Origin of the sequence: Bacillus sp. YP1, assembly GCF_000877815.1 — a bacterium.
Classification (GTDB): Bacteria; Bacillota; Bacilli; order Bacillales; family Bacillaceae; genus Bacillus; species Bacillus subtilis.
The window spans coordinates 3,368,818-3,388,494 of sequence record NZ_CP010014.1 but is presented as its reverse complement, the minus strand read 5'-3'; the positions used below and the strand labels follow the sequence as shown (position 1 = coordinate 3,388,494).

14 protein-coding genes and 1 pseudogene are annotated in these 19,677 nt (G+C 42.5%); 10 read left to right on the top strand and 5 right to left on the bottom strand.

Annotated features, from left to right (window positions below; all coding sequences use genetic code 11):
• The first annotated feature begins 33 nt into the window (after nucleotides 1-33).
• On the top strand, nucleotides 34-1,440 hold the full coding sequence (locus QF06_RS16630; protein ID WP_041850431.1) for a right-handed parallel beta-helix repeat-containing protein: 1,407 nt from the start codon (nucleotides 34-36) through the stop codon (nucleotides 1,438-1,440).
• Nucleotides 1,441-1,521: 81 nt separating this feature from the next.
• On the opposite strand, the gene QF06_RS16625 is transcribed toward QF06_RS16630, so the two are convergent.
• Nucleotides 1,522-2,712 carry an MFS transporter gene (locus QF06_RS16625; RefSeq protein WP_021480789.1) on the bottom strand — a complete coding sequence of 397 codons (1,191 nt, stop codon included), beginning with the start codon at nucleotides 2,710-2,712 and terminating at the stop codon, nucleotides 1,522-1,524.
• Between the two features lie 21 nt (nucleotides 2,713-2,733).
• Nucleotides 2,734-3,147, bottom strand: a complete 414-nt coding sequence (locus QF06_RS16620; protein ID WP_003227771.1) for a MarR family winged helix-turn-helix transcriptional regulator — start codon at nucleotides 3,145-3,147, stop codon at nucleotides 2,734-2,736.
• Between the two features lie 224 nt (nucleotides 3,148-3,371).
• On the opposite strand from QF06_RS16620, the gene QF06_RS21530 reads away from it, so the two are divergent.
• The 5 genes from QF06_RS21530 (at nucleotide 3,372) to flhP (ending at nucleotide 6,762) form a co-directional block, all read left to right on the top strand.
• Nucleotides 3,372-3,482, top strand: a complete 111-nt coding sequence (locus QF06_RS21530) for a protein usd (RefSeq protein WP_010886628.1) — start codon at nucleotides 3,372-3,374, stop codon at nucleotides 3,480-3,482.
• Nucleotides 3,483-3,496: 14 nt separating this feature from the next.
• Nucleotides 3,497-3,778 (top strand): sporulation transcriptional regulator SpoIIID, encoded by a 282-nt coding sequence (gene spoIIID / locus QF06_RS16615; protein WP_003221804.1) that lies wholly within the window; start codon nucleotides 3,497-3,499, stop codon nucleotides 3,776-3,778.
• Between the two features lie 165 nt (nucleotides 3,779-3,943).
• Nucleotides 3,944-4,945 (top strand): cell shape-determining protein Mbl, encoded by a 1,002-nt coding sequence (mbl, locus tag QF06_RS16610; RefSeq protein WP_003227776.1) that lies wholly within the window; start codon nucleotides 3,944-3,946, stop codon nucleotides 4,943-4,945.
• A 162-nt stretch (nucleotides 4,946-5,107) separates the two neighbouring features.
• Entirely contained in the window at nucleotides 5,108-5,920 is an 813-nt protein-coding gene (flhO, locus tag QF06_RS16605) for a flagellar hook-basal body complex protein FlhO (RefSeq protein WP_032727034.1), read from the top strand.
• Nucleotides 5,921-5,952: 32 nt separating this feature from the next.
• A complete protein-coding gene (gene flhP / locus QF06_RS16600) occupies nucleotides 5,953-6,762 on the top strand; it encodes a flagellar hook-basal body complex protein FlhP (protein WP_014478212.1) in 810 nt (269 codons plus the stop codon).
• Between the two features lie 22 nt (nucleotides 6,763-6,784).
• Here the strand turns inward: flhP and rapD are convergent, their stop codons facing one another.
• Nucleotides 6,785-7,849 carry an aspartate phosphatase RapD gene (gene rapD / locus QF06_RS16595; protein ID WP_021480787.1) on the bottom strand — a complete coding sequence of 355 codons (1,065 nt, stop codon included), beginning with the start codon at nucleotides 7,847-7,849 and terminating at the stop codon, nucleotides 6,785-6,787.
• 191 nt (nucleotides 7,850-8,040) lie between these two features.
• On the opposite strand from rapD, the gene fabZ reads away from it, so the two are divergent.
• Nucleotides 8,041-8,466 carry a 3-hydroxyacyl-ACP dehydratase FabZ gene (fabZ, locus tag QF06_RS16590; protein ID WP_003221796.1) on the top strand — a complete coding sequence of 142 codons (426 nt, stop codon included), beginning with the start codon at nucleotides 8,041-8,043 and terminating at the stop codon, nucleotides 8,464-8,466.
• A 72-nt stretch (nucleotides 8,467-8,538) separates the two neighbouring features.
• Nucleotides 8,539-8,934 (top strand): large conductance mechanosensitive channel protein MscL, encoded by a 396-nt coding sequence (gene mscL / locus QF06_RS16585; protein WP_072173813.1) that lies wholly within the window; start codon nucleotides 8,539-8,541, stop codon nucleotides 8,932-8,934.
• A gap of 30 nt (nucleotides 8,935-8,964) precedes the next feature.
• On the opposite strand, the gene QF06_RS22180 is transcribed toward mscL, so the two are convergent.
• Together QF06_RS22180 and QF06_RS22175 are read right to left on the bottom strand one after the other, a co-directional pair.
• Nucleotides 8,965-9,942: a histidine kinase gene (locus QF06_RS22180; RefSeq protein WP_231573541.1), complete on the bottom strand. Its 978-nt coding sequence runs from the start codon at nucleotides 9,940-9,942 to the stop codon at nucleotides 8,965-8,967.
• Nucleotides 9,943-10,167: 225 nt separating this feature from the next.
• Nucleotides 10,168-11,433: pseudogene (locus tag QF06_RS22175) on the bottom strand (sensor histidine kinase); the annotation flags it as partial.
• Nucleotides 11,434-12,239: 806 nt separating this feature from the next.
• On the opposite strand from QF06_RS22175, the gene QF06_RS16575 reads away from it, so the two are divergent.
• A complete protein-coding gene (locus tag QF06_RS16575) occupies nucleotides 12,240-13,316 on the top strand; it encodes a response regulator (RefSeq protein ID WP_015384861.1) in 1,077 nt (358 codons plus the stop codon).
• 317 nt (nucleotides 13,317-13,633) lie between these two features.
• Nucleotides 13,634-19,594: a SpaA isopeptide-forming pilin-related protein gene (locus QF06_RS16570; protein WP_043940210.1), complete on the top strand. Its 5,961-nt coding sequence runs from the start codon at nucleotides 13,634-13,636 to the stop codon at nucleotides 19,592-19,594.
• Nucleotides 19,595-19,677 lie beyond the last annotated feature (83 nt).

The following is a 19,677-nucleotide window of genomic DNA, read 5'->3' as shown; positions in this document are numbered from 1 at the left end:
GAAATCTATTCTAAAACGAAATGGGAATCGAAAATGAGAAAATGGTATTTTATTCTTTTGGCGGGTGTTTTAACGTCTGTCATCCTCGCTTTCGTTTATGATAAGACAAAAGCGAATGAGGAAGGATCTGGGGATTATCTGTATGTTTCGCCAAATGGCAGTGATCAAAATGAAGGAACAAAAGAAAAGCCGTTTCGTACATTGGCACACGCATCTGAGAAGGCTGCTGCCGGCACAACTGTCATGATTCGGGAGGGCACGTATCATGAGACCCTTGAAGTAAAGCACAGCGGTACGGACGGAAAGCCTATCACATTCCGAAACTATGAAAATGAAAACGTCGTGATTAGCGGTGAATCCGTTGCGGACGCTGAATATGAAACACCGCTTATTCGTATTCACGATAAACATGACATTGCCATCAGCGGTTTAACAATTCAAGATCTTTCTGTTTCATCTGAGGAAGCAACTGCTATAGGGATTTATGTATCAGGGTCCAGCAGTCATATCGCCATTAAGGATAATCACATCCGGGGGATTAAGACAACAGCGGATGAAGGAAATGCTCACGGAATCGCAGTTTATGGGACTGGCAGCATGAAAGACATCCGAATCGAGGACAATACAGTTGAGAAACTGACGCTTGGAGCGAGTGAAGCAGTTGTGCTGAACGGTAATATCGACGGCTTCACAGTTGCAGGCAATGTGGTCCGCAACAATAATAACATCGGGATTGATCTAATTGGTTATGAGGGAACCGCGGATAAAAACGATTACGTGCGAAACGGAGTCGTAGAAAACAATACAGTTTATCAAAACTCGACTTACGGCAATCCTGCTTATGGAGATGAATACTCAGCGGGCGGGATTTATGTCGATGGAGGACACGATATCGAAATTAAGAACAACACAGTTTACGATAACGATATTGGGATTGAAGCAACGTCTGAACACAAAGGAAAGTATGCAAATGCCATTCAGATCACAGACAACAAAGTGTACAACAATGCGTACACCGGTATTTCAATCGGAGGATATGACAAAAAGCGGGGCGGCACCAGCAATTCTCTGATTGCCCGCAATATTATGTACCGGAATGACACAAAGGGACTGTACGGCGGACAGCTGCTGCTGCAGTACGATACGAAAAACAACACAATTGAAAAGAATATATTGACGGCTGGTGATTCCAGATTATTTATCGGAAACGATTTTACAGAAAATGAAGGAAATACGGTCAATCATAACGTGTACCACAAGGAAGCGGATCAAGACGGCATATGGATGTGGAAAAAGAAAGAATATGATTCATTTTCGTCGTATCGAAAAGCAACAAAAAACGATCAGCAATCCATATATGCCGATCCGATGTTTCGTGATGAAGCGTCCTATGATTTTTCGTTAGATCCTGATTCACCTGCGCGGCCTGTCATTGAATAATTGCTATAAGCGGCGTTCTCTTAGAGAGCGCCGTTTTTTATATGTAAAAAAGACTGCCGGGATTTCCCGGCAGCCTGAAATTTATTCTGCAATAGACACTTTTCCTTCAGCCTCTGCAGGTTTTTTCTGGCTCCACGTATAGAGAAGCAGAGCAATTAAAACGAACAGCCCCGCTGTTAAATAAATGGCAGAGAAGCCGGCAGATGCTACAAACAATCCGAATACATACGATCCTACAGCAATTCCGCTGTCAAAGAAGGTAAAGAACGTTGCCGTTGCAAAACCGGAGCGGTGAGCCGGAGATTTCTGTATCGCCAATGTTTGCATGCAAGGAACGATTGATCCGTAGCCAAGACCGATAACCGCCCCTGAAAGCAGAAGCATTAAGCCGCTATGTGTGAAGGACAGCATGCAGAGTCCAACAGAGAAAATCAGGATTGATGGGTAAATGACAATGCCCGGTCCGACTTTGTCGAACAATTTCCCTGTGAACGGGCGCGCAATCATCATTGTCACCGCAAAGCAAACAAAGAAATATCCGCTGATATCCGAAAGGTCAACTGATTTGGCGAATACAGACAGATATGATGTGACTGTTGAATAACAGAAAGAAATAAACAAACCGACCGTCGCAATTTTGAGTGCGCCCTTTTCAAACATATCCGAGAACGCAAAACGGAATACAGTCGTGCCGCTGTCCTTACTTTGCGGCACTTTTATCAAGAACGAAACAAGTAAGCCCGCAACCATAAACAGCGCAAAGGCTGTAAAGAATACAGGAAAGCTTACCACTCTCATCAAATTCAGGCCAAGGAAAGGCCCGATCGCCATAGCGAGGTTCATAGACATGGCAAAGTATCCAAGCCCTTCACCGCGCCGTTTGGCTGGAATAATATCAGCGGCAATTGCACCTGTAACAGTCGTTAAAATGCTGAACCAAATCCCTTGGAAGAACCGCAATCCGAGCAGCAGGGAAAAGTTATGAATCGGCATATACAGAAAAGATGATAGGGCGAAGAGCGCCATTGATACAATCGCCATTCTTTTCTTCCCGAAACGCTCAACGATGGCTCCGGAGAAAGGCCGTGTAATGATCGCAGACAGAAGGAACAGGCTGATTAAAAGCCCGCCTTGTGATTCTGTGCCGCCAAGCTCTTGCAGCGTATAGATCGGCAATACAGTTAAAAATGTATAAAAGAACACAAACACAAATAAATTGACAAGCAGGACCATAATAAAATCCTTGGTCCATATCGCATCCGTTTTTTTCAAATGTATGTCACTTCCTTATTTTCATTGTTGTAAAAACATGCGGAATAAATGAGAAAAAGCTTCTTTATCTTCATCCCGGAAATCTGCAAGCAGCTCTTCCTCGAATTTCAGCATTTTCACATTGATTTCTTCGTATTTTTTCTCGGCTTCTTTTGTGAGGACAACAAGTTTTTCCCGTTTGTCTTCACCTTGCCGTCTCTGAACCCAGCCGTTCTCCTCCAGGCGTTTGATCGTCCGAGTCACAGTCGGCGCTTCCACATTTAAATAGGACCAAATCTCTTTTTGAGTCATTGGTCCGATCGTACGCAAACAATATAAAACTGACCATTGAGATGAATAAAGGCCGAATGGCTCTAGCTGTTCATTGGCTTTCTTGGCAATCAGGCGGGCGCTTTGGTTGATTTGATGAATGAGGTGTCTGTTGACGTAGGACATGTCGGTCTCCTTCTAAAAAACTTACCTAAGTAACTAATTGCTTATTTCATTTTACAGGAGCGATCAATAGTTGTAAAGATGAAAATTTAGTGACGCGAAATAGTTTGCTGAATCTGAAAAAGTTCGTTTCACCCCTTGTCCTTATTGAGTTTTTAGCATATTCCCAAAAGAATGCTAATACACTGTTACAAACCTAACAAAGAGAGTGTTTGAGGTGAGGGATCGTGGGCATATTTCACAAACTTACTTTTAAAACCATACAACGAAGAAGCGGCATAATGAACGACTCTTTACAGAATACGGATCTCATTTCACACTTCTCACATCCATTTTAGGGAGGTCGAGTGGTGTGCACGATTACATCAAAGAGCGAACAATCAAGATAGGGAAGTACATCGTGGAGACAAAGAAAACCGTTCGTGTCATTGCGAAGGAATTTGGTGTTTCCAAAAGTACAGTACACAAGGATTTAACAGAGCGTCTGCCTGAAATTAACCCCGACTTGGCAAACGAAGTGAAAGAAATACTCGATTATCATAAATCCATCAGGCATTTAAGAGGAGGAGAAGCGACAAAGCTCAAATATAAAAAAGATGAAATTCTCGAAGGAGAGCCTGTTCAGCAATCGTAATCACCTGGCATTGCCTTCTTGAAATCGTTCATAAAACATCCGCAAAAATTTGTAAAGAACTTATTGTGCTTCCAACTTTTTTTCTATATTTTATGATAATATATATAATTAGGGCACAATGTGGATATTTACTGTGAAACAGATTTTCAAGGAGGATATAAATAGATGTTTGCAAGGGATATTGGTATTGACCTCGGTACTGCAAATGTACTGATCCATGTTAAAGGTAAAGGAATTGTTCTGAATGAACCTTCCGTTGTTGCACTTGATAAAAACAGCGGCAAAGTGCTGGCGGTTGGCGAAGAGGCAAGACGAATGGTTGGACGTACACCTGGGAATATTGTTGCGATTCGCCCGCTGAAAGACGGAGTTATTGCTGACTTTGAAGTAACAGAAGCAATGCTGAAACATTTTATTAACAAGCTGAATGTAAAAGGCCTGTTCTCAAAGCCGCGCATGCTCATTTGCTGCCCGACGAATATTACATCCGTTGAGCAAAAAGCAATTAAAGAAGCTGCAGAAAAAAGCGGCGGGAAACATGTGTACCTTGAAGAAGAACCTAAAGTTGCCGCTATCGGCGCGGGTATGGAAATATTCCAGCCAAGCGGTAACATGGTTGTAGACATCGGAGGCGGGACGACGGATATCGCGGTTATTTCAATGGGCGATATTGTCACCTCCTCTTCTATTAAAATGGCTGGGGACAAGTTTGACATGGAAATCTTAAATTATATCAAACGCGAGTACAAGCTGCTGATCGGCGAACGTACTGCGGAGGATATTAAGATTAAAGTCGCAACTGTTTTCCCAGACGCACGTCACGAGGAAATTTCCATTCGCGGACGGGACATGGTTTCCGGTCTTCCAAGAACAATTACAGTAAACAGTAAAGAAGTTGAAGAAGCCCTTCGTGAATCTGTCGCTGTTATTGTTCAGGCTGCGAAACAAGTGCTCGAAAGAACACCGCCTGAACTTTCTGCTGATATTATTGACCGCGGCGTTATTATTACCGGCGGAGGCGCGCTCTTAAACGGCCTTGACCAGCTGCTTGCTGAAGAGCTGAAGGTACCGGTCCTCGTTGCTGAAAATCCTATGGATTGCGTAGCCATCGGCACAGGTGTCATGCTTGATAATATGGACAAGCTTCCTAAACGCAAACTAAGCTGATTTCACAAACCTCATTCTGAAAAAGAATGAGGTTTTTTTATGAAAAAGCCTTCACGAAAAGATGTTAAATGACGATAATAGGATAAAATACTGAGTTTTTATTATAGAACGAACGTTCCTATATGACAACTGGAAAAAATGCCATTTTTAGAGGTGGGAAATTTGTTAAAAGGATTATATACAGCAACATCCGCAATGATTGCCCAGCAGCGAAGAACGGAAATGCTTTCAAATAATATTGCTAACGCAAATACATCAGGATATAAAGCTGATCAAGGCTCTATGCGCGCGTTCCCTGAGATGCTGCTCAGCAGAATAGAATCAAAATCTCCGGCCGGGACATCAAGGACGGAAATCGGTTCCGTGAATACCGGAGTATATATGCAGGAGCTCAAGCCTCTCTTTACACAGGGAAGCCTGAAGTCCACAGACCAGCCTACAGACATTGCATTGATCGAAAATCAAGTTCCGATGAATGCGGAAACCAATGAAAAAGCTGCTCTTTTTTATCCGGTTCAAACAGCGGATGGAATCCGTTATTCAAAAAGCAGCACATTTTCACTAAATGAAAACAATCAGCTGACGATCAACGGACGCCCTATTTTATCGACGGATCGCCAGCCAATCACTGTTGATAATGAGAATTTCACTGTGTCTGAAAACGGTACTGTGACAACGAACGGACGCACAGCCGGCCAGATTGATGTCAGAATGGCGGAAGATGTCCGCAATCTCAAACGGGACGGAAATGATTTGTACAGCACGGCGGACGGTAATGATCTGCCAAGCGCAGCCGGAAATAATCAGGTAGCCTATTCATTAAAACAAGGCGTCTCAGAGCTTTCAAACGTGGATGTGACAAGCGCCTATACAGAAATGACTGAAGCGTACAGATCGTTTGAGGCGAATCAGAAGGTTATTCAGGCTTACGATAAAAGTATGGATAAAGCAGCAAATGAAATTGGAAAAATTTAAGATAACGGAAGAAAAAACGGGGGACATCAACTATGCTCAGGTCAATGCTAACGGCATCAACAACCTTAAACCAGCTGCAGCAGCAGATTGACACAATCAGCAGCAACCTTTCAAACAGCAACACAACCGGCTATAAGGCAAAAGATACGAATTTTTCTGAGCTTGTCAGACAGCAATTCGATCAGGTTGATGAAAAAAACGAGGAAGTGGCAAAAGCCCGAAAAACGCCGCCCGGCTTGCGCCTTGGCGTCGGAGCGATGATGAATTCACGCCTGGTCTCTGATCAAGGAAGCATTCAGAAGACCGATCGCGATCTGGATATCGCATTTACGTCTCCATACCAGTATCTTCAGGTAAATGTAAATGGAAACCGCCAGTATACGAGGGACGGGGCGCTGTATGTAACGCCGTCCGCTGCGAATGCCAACCAGCTGCAGCTCGTCACTGGAAATGGGTATCCCGTACTTGATGAGAACGGCAATACAGTGAACATCGACAGCTCAATGAAGAATATCACCATCAATAAGAACGGCACCTTAACCGCATCTGACGGAAACGCGGTTCAGCGGTTTAATCTTGGCGTTGTCCAAGTGAATAACCCTCAAGAGCTGAAATCAGAAGGGAATAACCTTTTCTCTATTGATAATGCGGCAGCTTTTGAAGAGCTGAACGGCGCTAATAGACAAAACATCGGCATGCAGCAGGGCTCACTTGAGATGTCCAATGTCGATATTTCAGAACAAATGACAGATTTGATCACGTCCCAGCGTTCATATCAGCTGAACAGCAGAACGATCACAATGGGAGATCAAATGCTCGGTTTAATCAATTCAGTCAGATAATAAGAAAATGGGCGTTTTTCAATCAGCCGCGCATGATAAAAAAAGCGGCTTTTTCGAAATCGTCCTTTTTTTTGTAGTATTCCGTAATATCTTCTAACAGCACTTCTAAATCCACCCACGCCTCGATTTTTTCTAATTCAAGCACATATTCGAGCAGCTGCTCATAAGGGTCTTCGGCTGATGTGTAGAGGGCTTCAAGCGTTTTTAATTTTAAATAAATGGTTTGAATGTCTACCTTTTCAGATAATTCTTTTCCTTTATGAAGGACGGCTTTAGCTTCTGTGATGTTCCCTGTTTTAAAAAGCGCTCTGACAGACTCGTACACACAATGAAGATATGAGACTGGTGAATTCATTTCAAATTCTTGATTCTTTAATACTTTTCTAAAGTAAAGAAGCGCTTCCTGGTCTTTTTTCTCGGTCGCTTTTAAAAAGCCAAGGTTATAATAAGCGTGGCATAGCAGGTTTTCGTCATGTAGTTGCTGGGTTTTCTTAATGATTTCTTTGAAAAGCTGTTCAGCTTTTTCATAGCGTTCTTGATCAATATAATTCACGGCGAGCAAAAGTTTACAGGTGATTACCTTTTTGATATAGCCGAATTGGTGCAAATAGATGTGTAATGCTTTTTTGACGTATTGGATGGAAAGCGGCGGTGATTTCATCAAGTAATAGGCGCCGGCGGTTTGATAATATAAATCAGCGGCTTCAAACGTATTTTGAATGGCGGCCAGGTACTGTTCAGCTTTTTTAAAATGATGTACTGCATGTTTCGGAGCTGTTTTTACCATCTCGTATAACCCAGAGAAAAAATACAGATAATATTTCAATTCATCATCCATTTTGTCTTCCAGGCCATATAGGTCATCGAACAATGAATCGAGTCCGTTCTGGTTTTCAAAAAGCAGCTGATGGCGGGCCTGAAACAATTGATAACGCATCCAAAGTTTTGTGTTTTTTTTGATCTTCGGAAGGTGCTGGTCAATTTTCTCTTTCAGTGTGCAAACGTGATTCATTTTGCGTTTGCTCATTGCGGAATACCACTCGTCTAACATGTTTAGCATTCTTTTTTCAATAAACTTCGAAATCATTTTCCTACCTCTTTGCTATTGGTAAAATCTATAATTATCATATCATAACTTTTGACGGCTCTCATTGACAGTTGGTTACATTTTAGCGCGGTTGAAAAAGAGATTAATTCATAATATACTTTTCAAATGTACAGATTGGATCTTTGATGATTGCTATACATACTAATGCAGATGAAGGAGATGTCAAGACAATGCTTGATACTCAGCAAATTAAAGAAATTATTCCTCACCGTTATCCGTTTTTGCTTGTGGATCGGATTACGGAAGTTGAAGAGGGCAAACGGGCAAAAGGCTATAAAAATGTAACCGCTAATGAAGAGTTCTTTAACGGACATTTTCCTCAGTACCCGGTTATGCCCGGCGTATTAATCGTAGAAGCACTCGCTCAAGTCGGAGCTGTTGCGATGTTGATTAAAGAAGAAAACCGCGGCAGACTGGCTTTTTTTGCAGGCATTGATAACTGCCGCTTTAAAAAACAAGTCAAGCCTGGTGACCAGCTTCACCTTGAGGTTGAAATCATTCGTGCCCGCGGCACAATCGGGCGCGGAAAAGGCGTTGCCACAGTTGATGGCGAAGTCGTTTGCGAAGTAGAACTGACTTTTGCCCTCGGAGAATAATTGAAAAAAGGCAGATGGCCAGCGGCACATTTGTCTTTTTTTCTTTACAAATATAGAAAAGCAGGTGATTGTATGTGGAATGAATTTAAAGCCTTTGCCATGCGGGGGAATATCGTAGACCTTGCGATTGGTGTTGTGATAGGCGGTGCTTTCGGAAAGATCGTCACATCTCTAGTAAATGATATCATTATGCCTTTGGTCGGTTTGCTGCTGGGAGGGCTTGACTTTTCAGGCCTGTCGTTTACGTTTGGCGATGCTGTAGTGAAGTATGGAAGCTTTATACAGACGATTGTGAACTTCTTAATTATATCGTTCTCCATTTTTATCGTCATTCGGACTTTGAATGGGTTAAGGCGCAAAAAAGAAGCAGAAGAAGAAGAGGCTGCGGAGGAAGCGGTGGATGCGCAGGAGGAGCTGCTGAAAGAAATCAGAGACCTGCTGAAGCAGCAAGCAAAGTCGCCGGAATAAAAAAGATGCCGTTAGAAACGGCGTCTTTTTTTATCTCAATTTTCGTTTAGGTTCGTTCTGTGTCCTAGGGCTTCCTGTTGTTTCAGCGAGATGAATGAGCATTGAGACAGAGGTGCCTGCATCCGGAATGCTGCTGATCATCAACTCGCTTCCGCAAAAATGTTTCAGCCGCTGATTGATATTTTTCAATCCGACGCTGCGATCGAAATCCGCAGATAAGAGGTCCTTTTGTTTTTCAGGAGTCATCCCGGCACCGTTATCCTCTACATTGATGTAATACTCATTTTTGCTTTGTTTTTTAGCTGTCAGTTTGATCCATCCTCCGCCTCTTTTCTTACTGACACCGTGAAGAACGGCATTTTCCACCAAGGGCTGAATCATTAAAGGCGGAAGGATAAAGTCAATGTCTTCATCTATATCGAAAAGAACCTCAAGCCGATTACCGAATCGCGTCTTTTCTATAGAAAGATAGGAATTGATAATCGAAAGCTCATGTCTGAAGGAACTGATGGCTGATGTATTTTGAAAGTCAAAACTCATTCTTAAATAGTTAGTAAATTCCTCTGTTACCTCTCGGGCCTTTTCAATATCCAAATGAGTGAGAGAAATAATCGTGTTTAATACATTATAAAGAAAATGAGGCTTGATTTGCGATTGGAGAAATGCCATTTCCATTCTAGTGGCTTGATTTGCTGTATGTTTCATCATGATCAGGTTTTGAATACGCGCCATAAATTCAGAGTAATGATAGGGTTTTTGCAAAATGTCATTCGCTCCGGCATGAAAAGCCTTGTATTTGTCATGGCCGATAATGGCAGCTGTAATGATCAGAACCGGAAGATCAACCATGCTGAATCGTTCGCGAATTTTCATACAGACTTCGAAACCAGTCATATCCGGCATCATCAAGTCCAAAATAACCAAATCAAGCTTCGTGCAAGAGATGATTTCTAATGCTTCCTTTCCGTTCTTCACAGCAATCACATTGTAGGGCACACCTTCAAGCATATCGCTCAAAATTTTTAAACTGTCAATGTTATCATCGACAATCAGGATGGTTGGAGCGTCAATATGCTCAGAGTAATAAGGCGTGCTAAATGAGATATCTGATAGATCTCTCTCGGATTGTAATTCAGGAAGACGTTTCTTTGTTTCAGAGACAGATTCATTTTGGGCGATCGGCAAGGTGAAATGGAATGCCGAACCTTTTCCTTCTTCCGATTCGACCCAAATGTCTCCGTTATGGAGCTGAACCAGCTGTTTGACAATGCTGAGGCCAAGACCGGCACCATCGTCTTTATTCTTTTCGGCTTGCTGAAAAGACTCAAAGATGGTTTGGCGATCGGCTTCTGAAATGCCGCTTCCTGTATCCGCTACTGTCACTTTGATCATGTTGTCGTTCAGTCTTGAAGCAGAAAGTATGATTTGGCCCTCTGTTGTATATTTGATTGCATTGTCTACTAAATTGGTTAATATTTGGCGGAAGCGGTTTTCATCTGCGAGCACTAAAGGAAGATCGTCAGGGATATGGTTCATCATATTCAAGTTTTTATGTCTCGATAAAAGATTGTAGAAATTCATTTCCGAACAAACTAAAGTATAAATATCAACAGGAACCGGGTGGATTTGAAGCATGCCCTGCTTTATTTTTTCTAAATCTAGAATGTCATTTACCAGATTGGACAGCCTGTAGCCCATGCGGATGACGAGCTGCATATTTTCTTTCTCTTCTTCTATCGTTCTTTTTCCTTTGCCGGCCAGCAGGGTCTGGCATATATTAATGATGCTGTTCAGCGGTGTTTTGAATTCATGTGATGTTTTGGCGATAAATTCATCCTTTAGCCGGTCAATTCTGAGCAATTTCCACGACAGCACTTCATTTTCACGGAATGCTCCGGCAAATTGCTGCGCCATCAGTAGAACGATCGCAAGTAAAGCGATAACTGTTGGCAGTGAATAAATCGAATTAAAGGAAAAAGCCGTTTTGCCGCTATAAGCTGAAATGGTGGTTAAAATGACAAAAGCACTCATTGATATAGATGCAATAGTAAGATACAGACTTCCTTCCATTTTGCGGATCGCAGCAATCGTAAAAATATATGTAATATAAACCAGAGTCGAGACGGCTAGCACAGAATGTAAGATGTACGAGGTATGGCCGATAAAACCCACGGTTAAAAAATCTGTGACTAAGACCAGCCCGGAAGAAACAGTGGCAATGCGAATAAAACGCTTTGAAACAATCTCTCTGTAAGCAAAAAAGAGATAGAGAAAAACCGCAATGCTGACGAGCACTGTAGAGATTGCCCTCAATGAATTTAGCAGTGAAAATGAAATTGACGGAAAGAGGAGAAATATAATCCGCTCTTTTCCGATCATCAGAATAATGAACGAAAACAGAAGACACATAACAGAAAAAAACAATAAATGTTTATCTTTTTTTCTTTGCAGGAAAAAGCCCAGAAAATATAATCCGGTAATGAAAAAAGCTGTAATCATGATTGTATCATTAAGAAAGGAAATTTTATTTTCCCGCACTATTTGCTCCTGGGTGCCAAAAGTAATTGGCTTTGCGATTCCCCATCCCGGCGTTTTTCCGAAGTTCGAAAATTGTACGACAAGTTCATTGTCACCCTTGTGAAGCGTAAAAAAGCTCGTATATGGGCGGTTTTGTGCCGCAAAATCAGGTTTATTTGAAGGGTTGCCGCTTTGGCCAATGAATTGTCCATTAAAATAGATGCGATTGGCACTGTATATAAACGACGTGCTGATCCCAAAAACCTGATTGTCTTGCTTTGATCTGATGGTCAGCTTATACGTTCCGTAATCCACATTGATACCCTGCTTGGCTAGCTTCACATTGCTGGGGACATCAACGAAGAGAGGATCTTTTCCTTTTGCTGAGGCGATCTCTTTTGGTGACAGAATCTGATTTGGATACAATGTCCATTCTCCGTTCAGCTGTACATTCCCATCCTTTTGAAAATCCCACTTCTCCAGGTTCATGACCCCCTGCCTTGCCGCAGGAAGCGTTGTTCCGGAAAAATGGTCAATGGCAATGAAAACCATAAAAAATGCAGCGTAACCGAAAATAATTGAAGTAAAGATGAATTTTTCTTTCATATTATAGCTCCTTTATTCAAGCAGGCTCATTCTAAATTCCTACCTTTTTATAAATATTGTAAGTGCAAAATTTCAAAAACTACAATAGAAAGAAAAAGAATCCAGATAAAGGGGTTATTTGTCATGATATAATAGAAGTTATTTACTGATATCTCGATTTTACATATAGGGTGGGATGTTTTGTGAAAGCGTTAATTGTTGATGATGAGCACTTGGCATTGCTTCATTTTAAGAAAATGCTTGAACGAACAAACGCCTTTCAATCTATTATGGCGTATCAAGATCCAGTTGAAGCCTTAGAGCATCCTGAGACTCCTGCTGTAGATGCGGTGTTTCTTGATATTGAAATGCCGGGGGTAAACGGCATTGAGCTTGCTGAGGCGATTCAATCGATGAATGAAAACATCCAAGTCGTTTTCATCACGGCTTATAATGAGTTTGCTATCAAAGCGTTTGAGCTGAATGCCATTGATTATTTGCTGAAGCCTGTCATATACAAGCGGCTTGAGACAACTGTTGAACGAATCAAAACGAATAATATGCTCAGACAAAATGCAGAAAATACCGAGGCGCATTTTTCCATCCAATGCTTTGGGAGCTTGCAGTTTCATCAAACCTTAAAGGATGTCAAAACAAGCATTCCAGTCAAGTGGAGAACGTCGAAAGCACGTGAAATATACTTATTTTTGCTTCACAATCAAGGCCATGTGGTCAGTAAAGACATGCTAATCGATCTTTTTTGGCCTCATTACGATGTTTCAAAAGCAAGCACCCAACTTTACTCCACCATTTACCAAATACGAAAGTTATTCAGCCAGATCCCTTTCAGCCAAACTATCGAGAAGACTGATACTGGGTATATTCTTCGGCTTTCAGGCGCAAAAATCGATGTTGTCGAATGGGAAAAATCACTAAAAGGGGCGCCGCCGCTCAATACGGCTACATTACATCTGCACATGGATATTTTCATGTCCTATCAAAATCATTACCTAATGGAGCACGGTTATCTTTGGGCAGAACCGGAAAAGACGCGTCTTTCCCAGCTTTGGCTCGGAAAGGCCTATGAACTGATCGATTATCATATTCATGAAATGAACGATCATCAAGCGATGGACATTTGCCTGCAAGCCGAGAAAATTGAGCCATGCGATCATAAAATTATGCAATACAAGCTGCAGCTATTCAACAAAAACGGGAAGGTAGAAGAGGCGATAAAAGAATATCAGCGTTACAAACAAATGAAGGATCAAATTAATTAAAGAACTCCAAACCAGTATGTGTCGATTGCCTTTCGATGCACACTGGTTTTTTTGTGCACTTAAAGGGAAGGCCCTCGCCATATGTCTCCTGGGTGAAACTTCAACTCTCTCCAATTCACTTCAATCTTACATGATTTCTGAGTTGTACAGAAATTGTATAGTTCCATTTCATACAATGTAGTTTGGTTCGGATGGCAAATCTTAGTTTTGAAACTCATTCGGCATTAGCAGTTCTTTTTGGGGGATGAGACATGATGTTATGGTCTCGCGGATCAATCGGCAAGTGAAAGATAGATAAGAAAGGGAGGAATGAAAAGTTGAGAACGAGGAGTTTTCCCTTAGGGCTGAAAAAAAGCGGGCGGATCGTTATGATCATAAGCCTTGCCATCTTTTTCTTCTTCAGCCAGATCGCCAGCTATACTCTTACAGCACAGGCTGTGGACGTAACGTCAAGTGACAGCCAATTCTTCGATTCGGTAACAGTTAAGGACGCCAAGGGCCAGATTGTTGACGGATCAAAAGGAAACAAACCGGCACTAACACCGGGGGACGAAGTGAAACTGACATATGAATGGTCATTGAAAAAAGACAAAAAAGCAGATAGCGAACAGGATATCAATGTGGAGATACCTAAAAGCTTTACATTTGATAAAGGTGCAGAAGGTGAGATCAAATCTGCTGATCAGGTCATCGGCAGCTATCAAGTGCCGGCGGGCAGCAGCACCATGACAGTAAAATTAACAACTGCATCCGCGGATTCTCCTGATGCCAAGGGGACCATTACACTACCAGCTAAGTTTACTGCAGATGTAAAAGGCGATGAACATACAGCAGCAGCCCTTTTTCAGCTAGGGGGAGGCAAAACCCAGCAGGTGATCATTCCTGTTAAGAAAGAGGAGACACCAGATGCCGAGGCGGAAGAGCCAAAAAACGACTCTTCTGATACTGCGGGTGATCAGGAAGGGAAAGATGACAAACCTGCACCTTCAGTCAGCAAGGATCAAAAAGAGGAAGAACAGCAGCCGTCAGATGACGCTAAGAGCGGCGAAGCCTCTAAGAGTGATGATTCAAAAAAAGTGTCATCCTCAAGTCAATCAGCTTTCAAAAGCTTGCAAACTGAAGAAAAACAAATCACGCAACATATTTTAACTGGCGTGACGTTGACGGACGAAAACGGAAAGCCATATGACAAGGGCAATCGCGCCAATACGAATTCTCCGGTGAAAATTTCAATTGATTGGGCCATTCCCGACAATTTAGGAAAAACAATCAATGCCGGCGATAAATATGAATTTGATTTGCCTAAAGAATTTATTATGCATAATGACATTGTGAACCTGCCTTTAAGCGCCGGAGACACCACATACGGGACATTTTCTATTGATACGAACGGACATGTGGTAATGACATTTAACGGCGAGGTAAAAGACAGTTCTAATGTCAAAGGCACATTGGTTATCAATACGCAGTTCAACGAGAAAAAAATAACGGGTTCGACAACACAAAAGATCCCATTTCCTGTGAATGCCGATACTCCTGAAACAACAGTTTATTTTAAACCCAATGTGAGTAAAACCATTGATAAATCAGGTGTGCTGGATAAAGGCATCAACCCTGGTAAAGTAACATGGACGGTCGATGTCAATAAAAAGTTGGATCAAGTCAAAAATGCCAAACTCACGGAAAGCCTTCCAGATGGCGTAATCTACCGTTCAGTTAAAGTGTATGAACTCAATGTGAACATTGATGGTTCTGTCAGCAGAGGAAATGAAGTTTCTTCCGGCTACAGTGTTGATTCAAAAGGAAATGTCACATTTGACGGGACAATTGATTCAGCATACCGCCTTGTATACGAAACCGACATTGACAATAGTGCGAAGCCGAGTGAAGGCGGAAATGTAACGCTGACGAACAAGGCGGCATTCAGCGGAGACAACCTGGAACCCATTTCTGCCGAAGCCACTGTTGCAGCCAAATATGGAAGAATGATCGCGAAATCATCGACCGGCTATGATGGAGAATCTCAAACATTCAGCTGGGCTCTTTCATACAATTACGGTGAGAAACAGATCGACCAATCCAAGGCCAGCATTAAAGATGCTTTTGGAACTGGCGATTTGCATCTTGTGAAAGATTCTTTGAAGGTTATTCCTATTACCTTTGGACAGAACGGCAGTGAGCAAGCGGGAACGCCTTTAAAGGAAGGCGAGGACTATACGCTGATCGATAATGGAAGCGGATTTGAAGTCAAATTTAATAAAACCATTACCAGCGCGTACAAAATCACATATCAAACAAAGGTCAACAGCGGAGTGATCATTGATAAATCGACAACATACACCAACAGCGTTGTGACCGGAACAGGGGATTCAAAAGAGGCTTCCGGAATAGCCATTCAGCAAAACCTCATCAAAGGATATTCAAACGTAGATTATGAGAAGAAGACGGCTGATTGGACGATTACAGTTAATAAAAACAACTATGAGATGAACAATTGGACGCTGGATGATCAATTCGAAAGCGGCGGATTGGTACTGATTGATGAATCGTTCAAGCTTCAAGACACAACGAACAACAAAACATTGCAGAAAGACAAAGACTACACGTTAATAAAAAAACCGGATCATAAAGGCTTTACTTTGGCATTGATCGGGGATTATGCAAAAACAGACAGTCAATTTAAGATCACTTATACGACAACGTTCAATGCCGATTATTCTAACGAAAGCGTTAAGAATACAGCTCAGTCGACATGGACTGATCAAAACGGCAATGAGCGCACGAATAAGGTATCAAGCGGTTTTACGCCGAATCATCAGACTTCAAATAATGGTTTCAAAAACGGATCATATAACGCGGTTTCAAAGGAAATCACGTGGAAAATCGGCGTCAACTATAACGGCGAGCCGACGAAAAACCCTTATATCAAAGATGCCATAACAGATCCTCAGCAATTTGTGCCGGATTCCGTTGTCGTTAAGAGTTATACGATCAATAAAAACGGCTCGATCACAGAAGGAGACGCGCTTGATCCTTCCAAGTATGATGTCGAAGAGCCTTCTGCAAAAAATGAACGCACGCTGACGGTACACCTTAAAACAGGCGATTCTGTACCATATCTGATTGAGTTTAAGACATCACTCAAAGGACAGGTCATTGATCAGAATCAGTACACAAACAAGGCAACCTACTATAATGACGGTTATGCAGACCGCACACTGACGGGCTCTGTTTCAGTTACGAACGGAGGAAGTCTGGTTTTCAAAGGCGGTAAACAAAATGGAAGCTATATCGATTGGAACATCAATGTCAACTCCAGCCAATCAACGCTGGATGACGTAAAAGTTACTGACACGCCGGATGAAAATCAAATATTAGATGCGGATTCTTTTAAAGTGTATCAAGCAAAATATGATGAAAACGGAGTGGTCAAAGACAGCAGTGGAAATCTGACCGCAGGCGATGTCGAGCTTCAAAAAGACAAAGACTACACGTTAGACATCAAAACGGACAATACAACAGGTGAACAATCGTTTGTCCTGAAATTCATAGGCAGCTATAAACAAATTGACCGCGCCTATGTGATCAAATACCGGTCACTGATTAACATAGCCGGCACGAACGGCCACGTTAAAAATAAGGTGTCCATTTCAGGAACAAATGTGAAGGAGCAGACTCAAGAAAACAGCAGCTCGATCTTTGTTGCCATTTCAAGCGGCGACGGTTCCGGATCCGGAGAAAAAGGAAGCCTGACGATTTTTAAGACTGGAGAGGACGATAAAGCTCTTGAAGGAGCAGAATTCCAGTTATGGTCTGAGGACTCCAAACAGCTCCTCCGCACTGGTACGACGGATGCCGGCGGGAAGCTTACATTCGGAAATATTCGCTACGGTTCCTATGTATTAAAAGAAGTCAAAGCGCCTGACGGATATACCATCAGTGATGCTTATGCAAAAGGAGTCTCTGTTAAGATAGACAGCAACTCCTCCAAGACAGGAGCGCTGCACAAAGTCATAAATCAACAGAACAAGGTGACGCTTATCAAACAAGACGAACAAAACAATCCTTTGGCAGGTGCTGTTTTCAAGCTGGAGAAAAAGTCAAATGACGGCACCTATACTCTCATACGAACAGATATAAAATCTGATAAAAACGGAAAAGTAGAAATGAACGGTTTGCCGGCGGGCTACTATCGCTTGACAGAAACACAAGCTCCTGAAGGCTTTATCGTAAATACAAAAGCGATTCACTTCTCAGTCGCAAAGAATGAAAAGAATCAAGTGTCCGACGTTAATTTAGGGAAAATGACCAACTATCAAGGAAAAGTCTCACTGACGAAGGAAAATGCTGAAGGCCAGAAACTTGAAGGCGCAGTATTCAACATTGTCGATCAAGATGGAAAGGTCGTTCAAGAGAAGCTGACTTCAGATAAAGACGGTAAAATCGAGGCTTCGGGTCTTGCGCCGGGACGCTACGCCTTTGTGGAAATAAAAGCGCCAGCCGGCTATGTGCTGAATACAAAGAAAAAAGAATTTACCATCTCAGAATCTACAGCAGGAAAGCCTGAAGCCGCAGATGCCGGAATCGCCGTTAACGATAAAGGCTCTGTTGAGCTGACGAAGGAAGATGCCGATGGCCAGAAGCTTGAAGGAGCCGTCTTTAAGATTATCGACAAGGAAGGTAATACGGTTCAAGAAGGACTGACCTCAGATAAAAATGGGAAAGTCGCAGCTTCAGGCCTTGCACCGGGACAATACGCTTTTGTTGAAACGAAAGCGCCAGCCGGTTATGTGCTGAACACAGAGAAAATAGAGTTTGAGATTTCTGATTCCTCTGAAGGAAAGCCTGAAGCTACAGATGCCGGGATCGCCATTAATCATAAAGGCTCCGTTGAGTTGACGAAGGAAAATGCTGAAGGCAAGAAGCTTGAAGGTGCAGTTTTTAACATTGTCGACGAAAAAGGAAATACGGTTCAAGAAGAGCTTACTTCCGATAAAGACGGAAAAGTGAAGGCTTCAGATCTTTCGCCGGGACGCTACGCCTTTGTTGAAACGAAAGCGCCAGACGGTTATGTGCTGAACACGGAGAAAATAGAGTTTACCATCTCAGAATCTGCAGCAGGAAAGCCTGAAGCCGCAGATGCGATCGCCGTGAACTATCAAGGATCGGTTCAGCTGACGAAGGAAGATCAAGATGGAAAAGGCTTGGCAGGCGCGGTATTCAAAATCACGGACAGCAATGGGAAAACAGTGAGAGACGATCTAGTCTCAAAAGAAGGCGGCAAAATTGAAGTTGACGGGTTAGCGCCGGGAAGCTATCAATTTATCGAAAAACAGGCGCCAGATGGATATCTTTTATCCGAAAAGCCAGTGTCATTCACCATTAAAGCAGAATATGGCGGCAAACCTGAGCAAGTGAAAGCAACAGCGGTTAATACGAAGAACCTTGTTGTCCTCACCAAAGTGGATCAGCATGATCAGCATAAAGTTCTGCAAGGTGCGGAGTTCAATTTGACAGATGCCAACGGCAAAGTGCTGAAGTCCGGTTTGGTTACCGATGACAAAGGACAAATCACGGTGCACGGCCTTAAAGCTGGCGAATATCAGTTTGTTGAAACAAAAGCGCCTAAAGATTATGAGTTGGACCAAACTCCTATATCGTTCAAGATCACAAACACAGACACGAAAACAGTCGAAATCACCGCGGAAAACATATTGGCACCAGGTGACGTAAATGTGAAAAAAGTGGATCAAGACGATAAAAATACCGTTTTGGAGGGCGCTGAATTCAAGTTATTGGACGAAAGCGGCAAGCCTGTAAAAACTGACGGGTATGGAAAAGAGCTTTCTGAACTCTGGAAAACAGATCAAAATGGGCAGTTCACTGTAAAAGGCCTTGCGCCGGGAAGCTACCAATTGATTGAAACGAAGGCTCCCGAAGGTTATAAACTTGACGAAACACCGATTGAATTCACAATTGAAAAAGGACAGTCAAAAGCTGTTGAGATCGTAGTTTCTAATCAAAAAGTGAAAACACCAGCGCCTGATAAACATGATCATCCTGATAAACCTGCACCGGGTGGAAATGGAAAAGATGATGGAGATCATCCGAATACCAATGGTACAGATGGCAGCTCGGATGGTCAGTCGAACACAGACAAAACCCTTCCAAAAACCGGAGATACAGACAGCATGCTGACAGCAATGATCGGTATCCTGCTGCTTATGGCAGGCGGAGGCTTAGCTGTTGCCTCAAGAAAGAAACAAAGAAAAGGATAAAGTTGAAGGCACCTGATCATTGAAGAATCGATCAGGTGCTTTTTTGAAAAGTGAAAGTGACACGGAGCGTTTTTAGAAGGATG

Bases quoted from the DNA above. Each gene is read 5' to 3' on its own strand.
- QF06_RS16630 (WP_041850431.1), top strand. From the start codon at position 34: ATGAGAAAATGGTATTTTATTCTTTTGGCGGGTGTTTTAACGTCTGTC.
- QF06_RS16620 (WP_003227771.1), bottom strand. From the start codon at position 3,147: ATGTCCTACGTCAACAGACACCTCATTCATCAAATCAACCAAAGCGCC.
- mbl (WP_003227776.1), top strand. From the start codon at position 3,944: ATGTTTGCAAGGGATATTGGTATTGACCTCGGTACTGCAAATGTACTG.
- flhP (WP_014478212.1), top strand. From the start codon at position 5,953: ATGCTCAGGTCAATGCTAACGGCATCAACAACCTTAAACCAGCTGCAG.
- rapD (WP_021480787.1), bottom strand. From the start codon at position 7,849: ATGATTTCGAAGTTTATTGAAAAAAGAATGCTAAACATGTTAGACGAG.
- fabZ (WP_003221796.1), top strand. From the start codon at position 8,041: ATGCTTGATACTCAGCAAATTAAAGAAATTATTCCTCACCGTTATCCG.
- mscL (WP_072173813.1), top strand. From the start codon at position 8,539: ATGTGGAATGAATTTAAAGCCTTTGCCATGCGGGGGAATATCGTAGAC.
- QF06_RS22180 (WP_231573541.1), bottom strand. From the start codon at position 9,942: ATGCTTGAAGGTGTGCCCTACAATGTGATTGCTGTGAAGAACGGAAAG.